This window comes from Streptomyces ipomoeae 91-03 (assembly GCF_000317595.1).
Lineage (GTDB): Bacteria > Actinomycetota > Actinomycetes > Streptomycetales > Streptomycetaceae > Streptomyces > Streptomyces ipomoeae.
In genome coordinates, this window is record NZ_AEJC01000502.1 from 1 (window position 1) to 15,021 (window position 15,021).

The 15,021-nt window shown below is 69.7% G+C and carries 12 protein-coding genes; 8 read left to right on the top strand and 4 right to left on the bottom strand.

Translation table 11 applies throughout. From position 1 onward, the window contains the following. Positions 1 to 60 precede the first annotated feature (60 nt). A complete protein-coding gene (gene mutM / locus STRIP9103_RS32730; RefSeq protein WP_048821404.1) occupies positions 61 to 921 on the top strand; it encodes a bifunctional DNA-formamidopyrimidine glycosylase/DNA-(apurinic or apyrimidinic site) lyase in 861 nt (286 codons plus the stop codon). Here mutM and STRIP9103_RS32735 read toward each other — a convergent pair. Both STRIP9103_RS32735 and STRIP9103_RS32740 read right to left on the bottom strand, forming a co-directional pair. Further along, entirely contained in the window at positions 894 to 1,334 is a 441-nt protein-coding gene (locus STRIP9103_RS32735) for a winged helix-turn-helix transcriptional regulator (protein ID WP_009327640.1), read from the bottom strand. The two genes, mutM and STRIP9103_RS32735, sit on opposite strands and share 28 nt — an antisense overlap. Before the next feature lie 106 nt (positions 1,335 to 1,440). Continuing rightward, a complete protein-coding gene (locus tag STRIP9103_RS32740; RefSeq protein WP_009327634.1) occupies positions 1,441 to 2,400 on the bottom strand; it encodes a CAP domain-containing protein in 960 nt (319 codons plus the stop codon). Positions 2,401 to 2,590: 190 nt separating this feature from the next. Here STRIP9103_RS32740 and STRIP9103_RS32745 point away from each other — a divergent pair, with 190 nt between their 5' ends. The 4 genes from STRIP9103_RS32745 (at position 2,591) to STRIP9103_RS32760 (ending at position 8,983) form a co-directional block, all read left to right on the top strand. Next, positions 2,591 to 2,872: an acylphosphatase gene (locus STRIP9103_RS32745; protein WP_009327641.1), complete on the top strand. Its 282-nt coding sequence runs from the start codon at positions 2,591 to 2,593 to the stop codon at positions 2,870 to 2,872. A 400-nt stretch (positions 2,873 to 3,272) separates the two neighbouring features. Continuing rightward, on the top strand, positions 3,273 to 3,476 hold the full coding sequence (locus STRIP9103_RS32750) for a hypothetical protein (RefSeq protein WP_009327638.1): 204 nt from the start codon (positions 3,273 to 3,275) through the stop codon (positions 3,474 to 3,476). A 279-nt stretch (positions 3,477 to 3,755) separates the two neighbouring features. Continuing rightward, positions 3,756 to 7,403, top strand: a complete 3,648-nt coding sequence (locus STRIP9103_RS32755) for an AAA family ATPase (RefSeq protein ID WP_009327636.1) — start codon at positions 3,756 to 3,758, stop codon at positions 7,401 to 7,403. Between the two features lie 161 nt (positions 7,404 to 7,564). Continuing rightward, positions 7,565 to 8,983, top strand: coding sequence for a sugar porter family MFS transporter (locus STRIP9103_RS32760; RefSeq protein WP_009327635.1), 1,419 nt, complete (start codon positions 7,565 to 7,567; stop codon positions 8,981 to 8,983). Between the two features lie 33 nt (positions 8,984 to 9,016). Here the strand turns inward: STRIP9103_RS32760 and STRIP9103_RS32765 are convergent, their stop codons facing one another. Continuing rightward, a complete protein-coding gene (locus tag STRIP9103_RS32765) occupies positions 9,017 to 9,988 on the bottom strand; it encodes an LLM class flavin-dependent oxidoreductase (RefSeq protein WP_009327637.1) in 972 nt (323 codons plus the stop codon). A 138-nt stretch (positions 9,989 to 10,126) separates the two neighbouring features. On the opposite strand from STRIP9103_RS32765, the gene ftsY reads away from it, so the two are divergent. Next, entirely contained in the window at positions 10,127 to 11,335 is a 1,209-nt protein-coding gene (gene ftsY / locus STRIP9103_RS32770) for a signal recognition particle-docking protein FtsY (protein WP_009327633.1), read from the top strand. A 138-nt stretch (positions 11,336 to 11,473) separates the two neighbouring features. On the opposite strand, the gene STRIP9103_RS32775 is transcribed toward ftsY, so the two are convergent. Further along, on the bottom strand, positions 11,474 to 12,130 hold the full coding sequence (locus STRIP9103_RS32775; RefSeq protein WP_009327643.1) for a bifunctional DNA primase/polymerase: 657 nt from the start codon (positions 12,128 to 12,130) through the stop codon (positions 11,474 to 11,476). Between the two features lie 427 nt (positions 12,131 to 12,557). Between STRIP9103_RS32775 and nsdA the strand changes: the two genes are divergently transcribed. Further along, on the top strand, positions 12,558 to 14,033 hold the full coding sequence (nsdA, locus tag STRIP9103_RS32780; RefSeq protein ID WP_009327642.1) for a transcriptional repressor NsdA: 1,476 nt from the start codon (positions 12,558 to 12,560) through the stop codon (positions 14,031 to 14,033). Between the two features lie 318 nt (positions 14,034 to 14,351). Beyond that, positions 14,352 to 14,996 (top strand): hypothetical protein, encoded by a 645-nt coding sequence (locus STRIP9103_RS32785; RefSeq protein WP_009327639.1) that lies wholly within the window; start codon positions 14,352 to 14,354, stop codon positions 14,994 to 14,996. Positions 14,997 to 15,021: the final 25 nt, after the last annotated feature.

Here is a 15,021-nt window from a genome sequence, read left to right on the forward strand (position 1 = left end):
CAGCCCCCACTCACCCGCACCCAAAAAACAACCCCGCCCGCCAAACCTCCGGAGGACCCCGTGCCCGAGCTTCCCGAGGTCGAAGTCGTACGGCGGGGACTGGAGCGGTGGGTGGCCCACCGGACGGTCGCCGATGTGGAGGTCCTGCACCCACGGGCGATCCGGCGGCATCTCGCCGGACCGGACGACTTCGCGCACCGACTCAAGGGGCACCGCATCGGTGAACCGAGCCGGCGCGGCAAATACCTGTGGCTGCCGGTGGAGGACAGCGGGATCGCCGTGCTCGCCCACCTCGGGATGAGCGGTCAGCTGCTCGTTCAGCCGCACGACGCGGCCGACGAGAAGCACCTCCGGATCCGCGTACGGTTCGCGGACGGCCTGGGCACCGAACTCCGCTTCGTCGACCAACGCACCTTCGGCGGGCTGTCGTTGCACGACACCGGCCCCGACGGGCTGCCGGACGTCATCGCCCACATCGCACGCGACCCCCTGGACGCGCTGTTCGAGGCCGAGGCCTTCCACCAAGCGCTGCGGCGGAAGCGTACGACCATCAAACGGGCCCTGCTCGACCAGTCGTTGATCAGCGGAGTCGGCAACATCTACGCGGACGAGGCGCTTTGGCGCGCGCGAATCCACTACGAGCGGCCGACCGCCGGCTTCACACGCCCCCGCACCACCGAACTCCTGGGCCATATACGGGATGTGATGAACGCGGCCCTGGCGGTGGGCGGCACCAGCTTCGACAGCCTGTACGTCAACGTCAATGGCGAGTCGGGGTACTTCGACCGGTCGCTGGACGCGTACGGCCGTGAGGGGCTGCCCTGTCGGCGCTGTGCCACGCCGATGCGGCGGCGGCCCTGGATGAACCGGTCCAGCTACTACTGCCCGAAGTGTCAGCGGGCGCCGCGCGCCTCGTCGTAGTTTCGGCGTGCCCGGAGCACGTCCTCCATGCGGTCCTCAAGGCAGGTGATGAGGGCCAGCAGGCGCTCGGAGACCTCGCGGCCGAGCGGGGTGAGCGTGTAGTCCACGCGGGGCGGGTTGGTGGGCTGGGCCTCGCGGTGGACCAGACCGTCACGCTCCAGGGCGTGCAGGGTCTGGGAGAGCATCTTCTCGCTGACGCCGTCCACACGCCGACGCAGCTCGTTGAAGCGGAGCGTGCCGTCGTGCAGCGCGCAGAGCGTGAGGCCGCCCCAGCGGCCGGTCACATGCTCCAGGGTGCCCCGCGACGGACAGTTCCTGGCGAACACGTCGAAGGCCAGCTCGTCGACGTTCAGGCCGCCCACGTCCGCGGCGGCCTGCGCGGGCGTCACTGCGGGCTGCGCGGCTGTTTCCATACGTCGAGGATACTCCCGCACAGCACTAACCAAAAGGTTGCACTAACTTCTGGTTAGCTTCGCCGACTGTCGAGTCGCCTTCGGACCGGCTGGCGCAGGCCGCCGTCTAGTACCCGAAGTCCTGGGTCCACCAAGGGCCACCGTCGCCCAGGTGCACACCGACGCCGAGGGTCTTGAAGTCGCAGTTCAGGATGTTCGCGCGGTGGCCGGGGCTGTTCATCCAGGCCTCCATGACCGCCTCGGCGGTGGCCTGACCGCGGGCGATGTTCTCGCCGCCGAGGCCGGTGATGCCGAGGGCGGCGGCGCGGTCCCAGGGGTCCTCGCCGTCCGGGTTGGTGTGATCGAAGAAGCCCCGCGCGGCCATGTCCTCGCTGAACGCCTCCGCCAGCTTCGCCAGCCCGCTGTCCGCCGCGACCGGGTTGCAGCCCGCCTTGGCCCGCTCCTCGTTGACCAGCAGGAGTACCGCGGCCTCGGCCTGGGTCTCCGCGGAGACGTCCACCGGGGTGGTGGTCTGCTTCTCCTTGGTGGGCTTGGGGTTCGGCTTCTTGGTCTTCTGGGAGCCGGAGGCCTTGTCCGGCTTCTTGGTGGGCTTCTTGGACGGCGTCTTCGACTCGGACGGGCTGGTCGACGGCGACGCCTCGCGCCGGGAGTCACGACTGGTGGACTCGTCCTCGCGCTGCTGCTGCGCGGCGCCGTCCGTGCCGCCCTGCGGGCTCGCCGCCGCCGTCGGGGACCCGGCCGGTACCACCGTCTCGGAGCTGCTGCCGCCGCTGACCGTGTACTTGTCGCCGCCCGGCAGCACTCCGGTCGCCACCGCGACGGTGCCGATGGCCACGGCCGCGGAGACGCCGAGCAGACCGGTCTTCACGGGCGTCACGACCTTCTTCTTGCGGCGCCGTGAACCGCCGCCACGTGCCGCCGCCCGGGCGTCGGCCTCCAGAACTGCGGCGAACCCGTAGAGGTTCTCCGGGCCGTAGTGCGGCTCCGGACCGGAGCCGGTATCCGTGACCCCGGTGGCGCGGCCCGTGGCGGCGCGGCCGGCGGCGGAGCGTCGGTGGCGTCCCATGTCCTGGCCTTCCTCGTCCTTGCGGTGTCCTGCGGTCAACGTTGGTGATGTTGTCAACGTTGTGATCGTCGTCTTCACGAATCTCACACGAAGGAGTGAGTTTCATATGAGATTCATTGGGTGGGGACGGTACAGCATGGCGCCAGGGGAGGGAGAGACCGGAGAGACATTGGCCCGTTAGCGTGCACTCATGAGCGAGGATGTACGGCTGGTCGTCTGGGTGCGCGGACGGGTACAAGGGGTGGGTTTCCGCTGGTTCACGCGGGCCAGGGCGCTGGAGATCGGCGGCCTGAGTGGTTTTGCTCTCAATTTGGCAGACGGACGGGTGCAGGTGGTCGCAGAGGGTGCCCGGGAGGCGTGTCAAGGGCTGTTGGAGTGGCTCCAGAGTGACGACACGCCCGGGCGCGTGGACGGTGTCACCGAGATCTGGGACACACCCCGAGGCGGTTACGACGGCTTCGCCGTCCGCTGACACGCTCCGTCGAGCGGAGCTGTCGCGAGCGGAGGGGTGAGCCACCGGCATATGCCAGCAGCATGCACAAATCAGAAACGTGCTGGTGGTTGCCAAGAACGGCCCCACGTGGCAGGCTCCGCCAAGAGGATGATCCCCTCGCTCCGCCCGCCGGAAGAGGTCCCGGAAACACCGCAGCGCCGCCCCTCGGGGGCCGCGCGACACCGGGCTGCCCACCGATACGGGGCGTGATCGTGTTGACCGTCAAACTTTTTGGTGAGACGCTGAAAGCCCCGCGCACCTTAGCTGTTTGGCATGGATGAACGGCAGCGCCAACTCAACAGTGCCAAGCACCGCGGGTGCGATTCCCTCACGACCCACACCGCTTCGGTCGGTCACTCAGTGTGGAGGACCATCCATCATGGCAAAGGCGCTTCTCGGTTACGTCGGCGGCTCCGACCCGCGACTCCTCGCCGAGATGCGACGGCTCCAGCAGCGCGTCCAGGACCTGGAATCCGAGCTCGTACGGATCCAGGCCGAGAACGACGCGTTGACGGCTGCCGCTTCTCACGACTCGCTTATGGAGAGCATCGACGCACACCAGGCGGAGCCTGCGCTCACCTGATCACTGCATCGCAACATGACAGCAGTGGTTGGCTGCCCGTATCAACCGCTAAGTTGTCAGATCTGCAAGGGACGCCTTCCCAAGGCGTCCCTTTCTCTTTGCCTCTCCTCGCACCGGCGTTCCGTCCGCCGACGCTTCCTCCCCCGTCGTCTCCGCGGCTTCTTCCCCCGCTTGTCTCCGCGCGCTCACACTCTTTAACGTTTGGTGTGCCCTGCACGTTCATGTGTGAAACCGCGCGTTCATGGAGTGGGACAAGGCCGGAAGGTAGAGTCCAGCGGCGTGCACCTCAAGGCCCTGACCCTCCGCGGGTTCAAATCGTTCGCCTCGGCGACCACGCTGCGGTTCGAACCGGGCATCACGTGCGTCGTCGGTCCGAACGGCTCGGGCAAGTCCAATGTCGTGGACGCGCTCAGCTGGGTCATGGGCGAACAGGGCGCCAAGTCGCTGCGCGGCGGCAAGATGGAGGACGTCATCTTCGCCGGCACCACCGGTCGCCCCCCGCTGGGCCGCGCCGAGGTGTCCCTCACCATCGACAACTCCGACGGGGCCCTGCCCATCGAGTACGCCGAGGTCACCATCACGCGGATCATGTTCCGCAACGGCGGCAGCGAGTACCAGATCAACGGTGACACCTGCCGGCTCCTCGACATCCAGGAACTGCTCTCCGACTCCGGCATCGGCCGCGAGATGCACGTCATCGTCGGCCAGGGCCAGCTCGACTCCGTCCTCCACGCCGACCCCATGGGCCGCCGCGCCTTCATCGAAGAGGCAGCCGGCGTCCTCAAGCACCGCAAACGCAAGGAGAAGGCGCTCAGGAAGCTGGACGCCATGCAGGCCAACCTCGCCCGCGTCCAGGACCTCACCGACGAACTCCGCCGCCAGCTCAAACCCCTCGGCCGCCAGGCCGCCGTCGCCCGCCGGGCCGCCGTCATCCAGGCCGACCTCCGCGACGCCCGCCTCCGCCTCCTCGCCGACGACCTCGTACGACTGCGCCAGGCGCTCCGGAACGAGATCGCCGACGAGGCCGCGCTGAAGCAGCGCAAGGAAGCCGCCGAGACCGAGCTGAAGAAGGCGCTCCAACGGGAGGCGCTCCTGGAGGACGAGGTCCGCCGGCTCACCCCGCGCCTCCAACGGGCCCAGGAGACCTGGTACGAGCTGTCGCAGCTCGCCGAACGGGTGCGCGGCACGATCTCCCTCGCCGACGCCCGGGTCAAGAGCGCCACCTCCGCGCCGCCCGAGGAACGCCGGGGCCGCGACCCCGAGGACATGGAGCGCGAGGCCGCCCGCATCCGCGAACAGGAGGCCGAACTCGAAGCGGCCCTCGAAGCCGCCGAGCGCGCCCTGGAGGACACCGTCGCGCACCGCGCCGAACTGGAGCGCGAGCTGGTGATCGAGGAACGCCGGCTGAAGGATGTCGCCCGCTCCATCGCCGACCGCCGCGAGAGCCTCGCCCGCCTCAATGGCCAGGTCAACGCCGCCCGCTCCCGCGCCGCCTCCGCCCAGGCCGAGATCGACCGCCTCGCCGCCGCCCGCGACGAGGCACAGGAACGCGCCGTCACCGCCCAGGAGGAGTACGAGGCGCTCAAGGCCGAGGTCGACGGCCTCGACGCCGACGACACCGAACTGGCCGAACAGCACGACGCCGCCAAGCGCGCCCTCGCCGAGGCCGAGTCCGCCCTGAGCGCCGCCCGCGAGGCCACCACCGCCGCCGAACGTCGCCGCGCCGCCACCCAGGCCCGCCACGAAGCCCTCGCCCTGGGCCTGCGCCGCAAGGACGGCACGGGCTCGCTGCTCGCCGCGAAGGACCGTCTCGGCGGACTGCTGGGACCGGCCGCGGAACTGCTGACGGTGACCCAGGGCTACGAGGTAGCCCTGGCCGCAGCCTTCGGCGCGGCGGCGGACGCCATCGCGGTCACGACTCCCGCCTCGGCCGTCGAGGCCATCCGCCTGCTCCGCAAGCAGGACGCGGGACGCGCGGCACTGCTGCTGGCGGGGGCGCCGGATGACCCCACAACCGCGCCCCAAAGGGGCGCGGGGCTGTGTTCGACATGCGGCTGCCCCCGCGTGGGCGCGAGCGACCACGACGAACCCGCAGACGAGCGACGACCTCTCCCGGCCCACCAAGCGGAGCACTTCGCCGCCGACCTCGTCCGCGGCCCCGCCGAACTCATGCCCGCCGTACGCCGGCTGCTGCGCGGCATCGTCGTCGTGGGCACCCTCGAAGACGCCGAGGACCTCGTCTACGCCCGCCCCGACCTCACCGCCGTCACCGCCGAGGGCGATGTGCTCGGGGCGCACTTCGCGCACGGCGGCTCAGCGGGGGCGCCCAGCCTGCTGGAGGTGCAGGCGTCCGTCGACGAGGCGGCGGCCGAGCTGGAGGAACTGGCCGTACGGTGCGAGGAGTTGGCCGAGGTCCAGCAGGCCGCGGTCGAGCTGCGCCGGGAACGGGCCGGGATCGTGGAGGAGCTGGGGGAGCGGCGCCGGGCGGCCGAGCGGGAGAAGTCGGCGGTCGCCCAGCAACTCGGGCGGCTCGCCGGGCAGGCGAGGGGCGCCGCCGGGGAGGCCGAGCGGTCGACGGCCGCCGCCGCACGGGCCCAGGAGGCGCTCGACAAGGCCGTACAGGAAGCCGAAGAGCTGGCCGAGCGGCTTGCCGTGGCCGAGGAGATGCCCGTCGAGGAGGAGCCCGACACCTCCGTACGGGACCGGCTCGCGGCCGACGGGGCCAATGCTCGGCAGACCGAGATGGAGGCCCGGCTCCAGGTGCGTACGCACGAGGAGCGGGTCAAGGGCCTCGCCGGGCGCGCCGACTCCCTCGACCGGGCCGCGCGTGCCGAGCGCGAGGCACGGGCCAGGGCCGAGCAGCGCCGGGCGCGGCTGCGGCACGAGGCGGCCGTGGCCGAGGCCGTCGCCTCCGGAGCCCGGCAGCTGCTGGCCCACGTCGAGGTCTCCCTCCGCCGCGCCGAGGAGGAACGCACCGCCGCCGACGCCGCCAAGGCGCGCCGGGAGCAGGAGCTGACCCGGGCTCGCAACGAGGGGCGCGATCTCAAGGCCGAGCTGGACAAGCTGACCGACTCCGTGCACCGGGGCGAGGTGCTCGGCGCCGAGAAGCGCATGCGGATAGAGCAACTGGAGACCAAGGCGCTGGAGGAGCTGGGCGTCGAACCCGCCGGGCTCGTCTCGGAGTACGGGCCCGACCAGCTCGTACCGCCGTCACCGCCCGCCGAGGGGGAGGAGCTGCCGGAGGACCCCGAGCACCCCCGTAACCAGCCCAAGCCCTTCCATCGTGCCGAGCAGGAGCGGCGGCTCAAGGCGGCCGAGCGGGCGTACCAGCAGCTCGGCAAGGTCAATCCGCTGGCCCTGGAGGAGTTCGCGGCGCTGGAGGAGCGGCACAAGTTCCTCAGCGAGCAGCTGGAGGACCTGAAGAAGACCCGCGCCGATCTGCTTCAGGTGGTGAAGGAGGTCGACGAACGCGTCGAGCAGGTCTTCACCGAGGCGTACCGGGACACCGCCCGTGAGTTCGAGGGCGTCTTCAGCCGGCTCTTCCCCGGTGGTGAGGGACGGCTGATCCTCACCGATCCCGACAACATGCTCACCACCGGTGTCGACGTCGAGGCCCGGCCGCCCGGCAAGAAGGTCAAGCGGCTCTCGCTGCTCTCCGGCGGCGAGCGGTCGCTGACCGCCGTCGCCATGCTGGTGTCGATCTTCAAGGCGCGGCCCAGCCCGTTCTACGTCATGGACGAGGTCGAGGCGGCGCTCGACGACACCAATCTGCAGCGGCTGATCCGGATCATGCAGGAACTGCAGGAGTCGTCGCAGCTGATCGTGATCACGCACCAGAAGCGGACCATGGAAGTCGCCGATGCGTTGTATGGCGTGTCCATGCAGGGAGATGGCGTGTCGAAGGTGATCAGCCAGCGGCTCCGGTAGTCGCGCCCTTGACCTGGCTACGGTTTCTCTTCCTTCAAGAAGTGAATGTATCCCCATGACCTCTTGTCTTAATGGGCACAACTAGGCCCTGTTTACTTTGAAACTTGAAGGCATAGGCTCTTCGGCGTTGCTTTTACCTTCAGGCGGTATGAGGAGGGCACGTGACCAGCGCAGCGCAGGCGTCCACGGCAGGGGTGCGGAGAGGACAGCCCGAGCATCTCTCGCACGTGATCTTCATCGCGGCGGCGGCCGCGATGGGCGGCTTCCTCTTCGGCTACGACAGTGCCGTGATCAACGGGGCCGTCGAGGCGATCCGGGACCGGTACGACATCGGGTCCACGGCCCTGGCCCAGGTCATCGCCGTCGCGCTGATCGGCTGTGCCGTCGGCGCCGCCACCGCCGGACGCATAGCCGACCGCATCGGGCGCATCCGGTGCATGCAGATCGCCGCGGCGCTGTTCACGATCAGCGCGGTCGGGTCCGCGCTGCCGTTCGCGCTCTACGACCTCGCCTTCTGGCGGATCGTCGGCGGTTTCGCCATCGGTATGGCCTCCGTCATCGGCCCCGCCTACATCGCCGAGGTCGCCCCGGCCGCGTACCGAGGACGGCTCGGCGCGTTCCAGCAGGCCGCGATCGTCGTCGGCATCGCCATCTCGCAGTTGGTCAACTGGGGCATTCTCAACGCCGCCGACGGCGACCAGCGCGGTGAGCTGCTGGGGCTGGAGGCCTGGCAGATCATGCTCGGCGTCATGGTCGTCCCGGCCGTGCTGTACGGACTGCTCTCCTTCGCGATCCCGGAGTCCCCGCGGTTCCTGATCTCCGTCGGCAAGGAGGAGCGCGCCCGCGAGGTGCTCGCCGAGGTCGAGGGCGCGGATGTCGACCTGGATGCCCGGGTCGCCGAGATCGAGTCGGCCATGAACAGCGAGCACAAGTCGAGCTTCAAGGATCTGCTCGGCGGCAGCTTCCTCTTCAGGCCGATCGTCTGGATCGGCATCGGGCTGTCGGTCTTCCAACAGTTCGTCGGTATCAACGTCGCCTTCTACTACTCGGCGACACTGTGGCAGTCCGTGGGCGTCGACCCGACCGAGTCGTTCTTCTACTCCTTCACGACGTCGATCATCAACATCGTCGGCACCGTCATCGCGATGATCTTCGTGGACCGGATCGGCCGCAGGCCGCTCGCCCTCATCGGCTCCGTCGGCATGTCCCTCGGTCTCGCCCTGGAGGCGTGGGCCTTCTCCTATGACCTCGTCGACGGCAAGCTCCCCGCCACCCAGGGCTGGGTCGCCCTGATCGCCGCCCACCTCTTCGTCCTCTTCTTCGCCCTCTCCTGGGGCGTGGTCGTCTGGGTCATGCTCGGCGAGATGTTCCCCAACCGGATCCGCGCCGCCGCCCTCGGTGTGGCCGCCTCCGCGCAGTGGATCGCCAACTGGGCCATCACCGCGAGCTTCCCGTCGCTGGCCGACTGGAACCTCTCCGCGACCTATGTGATCTACACGCTCTTCGCCGCGCTCTCCATCCCGTTCGTCCTCAGGTTCGTGAAGGAGACGAAGGACAAGGCACTGGAGGAGATGGGCTGAGCCCCGGCAGTCCGGGTTTCCCCGAGGAGGGAGTCAGCCGTTCAACCGGGGCAGCACCTGCTCCGCGAACAGCCGCAGACCGCGCCACCCCTCCTCGACCGGCATCCCGCCCGCCAGCGGATGCAGTACGTAGTTGTCGAGGCCCAGCGCCACGCACTCGTCCGGCGTGACGATCCGGTACACGCCCTCGGCGCGCAGCTCGCCCACCGTCGCCGCCGCCGACCGCACGGCAGACCGGATGCCGGCCGACTGCCAGGAGGCGTACGTCCGTGCCTCGTGCAGGAAGTGCCCGCCGTACTCGGCCCACGCCCGGTCCGGGTCCTCCGCGATATGCAGCAGCGGGGTCTCGGCGGCGGGCATCATGGTCCAGCCCTCCGTGCCGTACTCCACGAGCCGCTCCTTGTAGTACGCCTCCAGCTCCGGCAGATGCGCGCTCGGGAAGAACGGCAGACCGAGGCGGGCCGCCCGCCGGGCCGCGGCCTTCGACGACCCGCCGACCAGCAGCAGCGGATGCGGCTCGGTGCCCGGGCGCGGGGTGACCCGGACCGTACGCCCCCGGTAGATGAAGGGCTCACCGGTCCACGCCTCGAGAAGGGTCTCCAGCAACTCGTCCTGGAGCCTGCCCCGGCCCTTCCAGTCGACGTCGAACTGGGCGTACTCCTCCGGCCGGTATCCGATCCCGGCGACGGTCACCAGCCGCCCACCGCTCAGCAGATCCAGTACGGCGATGTCCTCGGCCAGCCGCAGCGGGTCGTGCAGGGGACCGATCATCGCCGACACCGTCACCGCGATTCGGCGGGTGGCCCCGAACACCGCCCCCGCGAAGACGAACGGCGACGGCAGCCAGTTGTTCGCGACCCCGTGGTGCTCCTCCGTCTGCACCGTACTGAAGCCCTGCTCATCGGCGTACGCGGCCATCTCCACGGCCGCCCGGTAGCGGGCACCGAGCGAGCCGGGGGTGGCACCGGGCTCGACCAGATTGAAACGGACGACCGTGACGGGCATGGGTGGCCCCCTTCGGGCGGGTGTGGAGGGGGACGTTAGCTGACGATGCGTCAGCTGGCCAGAGGTGTGAGAAGTGCGGTGTGGCTCCGTACGGCGATCAAACGTGGTGCGGGGGTGGTCGCGCATACTGGACGCGTTATGGAAATCCTCATCCTTGCTGTAGTCATCGCCGTGGTCGTGCTCGGCGTGCTGGGCGGGCTCGTCGTAGGCAGCCGCAGGAAGAAGCCGCTGCCCCCGGCGCCCCCCACGACACCCGACATCACCGCCCCCCCGGCCGAGCCGCACGTCGGCGACGAGGCCGAGACGCCGCGCGACGAACCGCGCCGAACGATCGAGGAGGTGGACCTCCCGGACGCCACGGCGACGGCACCCGTCGCCGTCGAGGAGCCCCCGGTCGTGGAGGCTCCCCCGATCGAGATCCCGGAGCCGACCGCCGGCCGTCTTGTACGGCTGCGCGCCCGGCTCTCCCGCTCCCAGAACGCGCTCGGCAAGGGGCTGCTCACGCTCCTGTCGCGCGAGCACCTGGACGACGAGACCTGGGAGGAGATCGAGGACACCCTCCTCACCGCCGACGTCGGCGTCCAGCCCACCCAGGAACTGGTCGAGCAGCTGCGCGAGCGAGTGAAGGTGCTCGGCACCCGCACCCCGGCCGAGCTGCGCGGGCTGCTCCGCGAGGAGCTGCTCAAGATCCTCGTCCCCGAGTTCGACCGCGCGGTCAAGACCGACTCGAACCTCGACACCCCGGGCATCGTGATGGTCGTCGGCGTCAACGGCACCGGCAAGACCACCACCACCGGCAAGCTCGCCCGTGTGCTCGTCGCCGACGGCAAGAACGTCGTCCTCGGCGCCGCCGACACCTTCCGAGCCGCCGCCGCCGACCAGCTCCAGACCTGGGGCGAGCGCGTCGGTGCCCGTACGGTGCGCGGCCCCGAGGCCGGCGACCCGGCGTCCGTCGCCTTCGACGCCGTCAAGGAGGGCATCGAGGAGGGCGCCGACGTCGTCCTCATCGACACCGCCGGCCGGCTGCACACCAAGACCGGTCTCATGGACGAGCTCGGCAAGGTCAAGCGCGTCGTCGAGAAGCACGCCCCGCTCGACGAGGTGCTGCTCGTCCTCGACGCCACCACCGGCCAGAACGGTCTCGTCCAGGCCCGTGTCTTCGCCGAGGTCGTCGACATCACCGGCATCGTCCTGACCAAGCTCGACGGCACGGCCAAGGGCGGCATCGTCATCGCCGTACAGCGCGAGCTGGGTGTACCCGTCAAGCTCGTCGGCCTGGGAGAGGGCGCGGACGACCTGGCGCCGTTCGAGCCGGAGGCGTTTGTGGATGCCCTTATCGGTGAGTGAGGAACTGCCTAACAACTATTTGGTAGGCGCGTCACTGCCTAGCAACTATTTGGTAGGCACCCGAAGAAGCGCCCGTCCCCAAGACACACTCGGGGACGGGCGCTTCGCTGTGTACGTATCCCGGGTCGCCTGCGCCCCCTACGCCCGCGACCGGTGGGCCACGTAAGCCAGCGTCCCCAGCAGCAGCCGTGCCGCCGGTGGCTTCGTCGCGGAGTCGAGGGCGGGGGAACGGAGCCAGCGGACCGGGCCGAGGCCGGCGCGGTCGGAGGGCGGGGCGGTGATGTGGGTGCCGGGGCCCAGGCCGCGCAGGTCGAGGGCGGAGGGGTCGTCCCAGCCCATGCGGTAGAGCAGCTCGGGGAGCTCGGCCGCCGCGCCGGGGGCGACGAAGAAGTGGGCGCGGCCCTCGGGGGTGGCGGTCACGGGGCCGAGGGGGAGGCCCATGCGCTCCATGCGCACCAGGGCGTGCCGCCCGGCGGACTCGGCGACCTCGATGACATCGAAGGAGCGGCCCACCGGCAGCATGATCGAGGCACCGGGGAACTCGGACCAGGCCTCGGTCACCTCGTCGAGAGTGGCACCGGCGCGGACCGGGGGAGCGAAGTCGAGGGGATGCGCGCCGGGCGCGTCACAGGTTGCCCTGCCGCATGAGCACGCGCCTGAAGCCGTCCGTGCGCCGGGGACGACGTCCCACCCCCAGAGGCCGGTGAACTCGGCCACGGCCGTGCACTCCGAGGAACGGCCGCGCCGACGCGTGCCCGATCGCATCTCCCGCATGCCGCCGATCGTGAAGCCCATGCCCCCTCCAACGGGTCCAGCGCGCCGATGGTTACGTGACGGAGGCGGATTGTGACGCTCTGCTTCCCCCTGGGCGGCGCGCTGCAGCACTCAGGGGTGGTGCGGTCCAACACGCGCGCCCCTGAGTGCATCGTTCCGCCCACTCTCGGCCGTCGTGTGTCAAGTGAATCGCGTACTGGCGACCGTGAGTTCATTCGAAGGGGTGGCGAATGGTGGCGTTTCTGGAATCGCCATGGCTGCGCGCGTGAGCGTGGGATTACTTTGAGTGCACGGGCTCTGGGGGTGTACACGCTCGTGGGTATGCCGGAGGCAAGTCGTCTTTCCGTTCGACGGGTGACAACTGTCGGACCTACGGCGTGGTAACCGGCATTCTGGTAGGGCTTGGCGCACACAGCGCACAAGTGGGTTCAGGGATGGGGGCGTTCCAGTGGGCGGCAACGGCGGAAGCGGCACGAACGCTGAGAAGCGCCCGAACGAACTGCTGGGTTCGTGGTTCGCCCGCAGCGGCTGGTCCAAGGGCGAGCTCGCCCGCCAGGTCAACCGCCGCGCCCGCCAGCTCGGAGCCAACCACATCTCCACCGACACCTCCCGTGTACGCCGCTGGCTCGACGGGGAGAACCCGCGCGAGCCGATCCCGCGGATCCTGTCCGAGCTGTTCTCCGAGCGGTTCGGCTGTGTCGTCGCCGTGGAGGACCTGGGGCTGCGCGCCGCCCACCAGTCACCATCCGTGTCCGGCATCGACCTGCCCTGGACGGGCCCGCAGACCGTGGCGCTGATCGGCGAGTTCTCGCGCAGCGACCTGATGCTGGCGCGGCGCGGCTTCCTCGGGAGCTCGCTGGCCCTGTCCGCGGGCCCGGCCCTCATCGAACCGATGCAGCGCTGGCTCGTCCCCTCGTCCCCCGCCCCGCGCTCGGAGCCCGAGCCGTCGTCCGCCTCACGGCGCGGCGGCCGTCTCTCCGCACCGGAGCTGGACCTCCTCGAATCCACCACGGTGATGTTCCGGCAGTGGGACGCCCAGTGCGGCGGCGGTCTGCGCCGCAAGGCGGTCGTCGGCCAGCTGCACGAGGTGACCGACCTCCTCCAGGAACCCCAGCCCGAGGCCACCAACAGGCGGCTGTTCAAGGTCGCGGCCGAGCTCGCCGAGCTGGCGGGCTGGATGTCGTACGACATCGGTCTTCAGCCCACCGCGCAGAAGTACTTCGTCCTCGCCCTGCACGCGGCGAAGGAAGCGGGTGACAAGCCCCTCGGCTCGTACATCCTGTCCAGCATGAGCCGCCAGATGATCCACCTCGGCCGGCCCGACGACGCCCTCGAACTGATCCACCTCGCCCAGTACGGCAGCCGGGACTGCGCGAGCCCGCGCACCCAGGCCATGCTGTATGCGATGGAGGCCCGCGCCTACGCCAACATGGGCCAGCCCGGAAAGTGCAAACGGGCGGTCCGGATGGCCGAGGACACCTTCGCCGACGCCGAGGAATGGGACGAGCCGGACCCCGACTGGATCCGCTTCTTCAACGAGGCCGAACTGCACGGCGAGAACTCCCACTCCTACCGGGACCTCGCCTATGTCGCCGGCCGCAGCCCCACGTACGCCTCGCTGGCCGAGCCCGTGATGCGCCGCGCCGTCGACCTCTTCTCCACGGACACCGAACACCAGCGGTCGTACGCGCTGAACCTCATCGGTATGGCCACCGTGCATCTGCTCCAGCGCGAGCCCGAGCAGGGCGCGGCCATGGCGCGGCGGGCCATGGAGGTCGCCAGGAAGGTCCGCTCCGAGCGGGTCAACACCCGGATCCGCAAGACCGTCGACACGGCCGCACGCGACTTCGGCGACCTGGCCGAGGTCGTCGACCTCACCGACCAGCTCGCCGCCCACCTTCCCGAGGTCGCCGAAGCGGTCTGATTCCCGGCCCGCCGCCCCCTGCGGGCCCCCTCGCCCCGACCGCGGCCGGCCATCCCTACTGCCCGGACTCGGCTCCCCCATGCCAGGTCAACGGATGGCCCGCCGTGGTCGGCCCCTTTCCCGGCTCTTCGCCGGGAATTTGCAAAGCTGATGCTTTGTAACAGGCTTGATCCACCTCTGTGGAGTGGCGTGATCTCGTCAACCCTTGTGGCTAGTGTTGCGTCCGCGCCGCCCGCTCGGGCGGCTTCCAGCTCCCTTGCACATATGGGCAATTGACAGGCCCGACAAGGAAGACTACGGGGAAACGGGGACAACAGAATGCAGAGCAAATCAGCCGCGTCCGCCCTCGCGGTGGGGGCGTCCTCCCTGGCGCTCGTCATGGGCATGGCGCCCGACGCGGGTGCAGTCGCAACGACGTCGCACAGCAAGCCGTACAGCGCGACCGTGTCGATGTGGTCCAAGCCGCTGCAGCGTTGTGTGTACGTGAAGTTCACCGGCCGGATCGAGTTCAAGCACTACTACTGGCAGATGAAGGGGGCCAAGGACCACGCCTACACGGGTGTGAAGCTGAAGGACCCGACCATGACGGCCACCAACTACACCAGCTGTTCGGGTGGCAAGCGGGCCAAGCTCACCAAGCTGGAGATGACCCAGCGCTGGTACGAGAGCACGAAGTGCAAGCTGAACGCCTCCGTGTCCGGTGGTTACCCGTGGGGCGTCTATGCGGCGCCCACCGTCGAGTGCGGCAAGCGCAAGGCCGCCCAGCGCGAGACCACCTACAACGAGACCCTGTGGAAGTACCAGCAGAGCAACACCGGCCGCCCGGCGAAGTTCGACGGCACGGTCCGTGTCTCCCTCAAGAAGGAGAAGCTCTGCCTCTCCGTGCGCCCGACCGTCACGGCGTACGTCAAGGGCAAGTCGGACTCCTGGACCAAGACCGTGAAGGTCTGCGTCAAGCGATGACGCGTCCCGCGGGTCGGTAGACGAT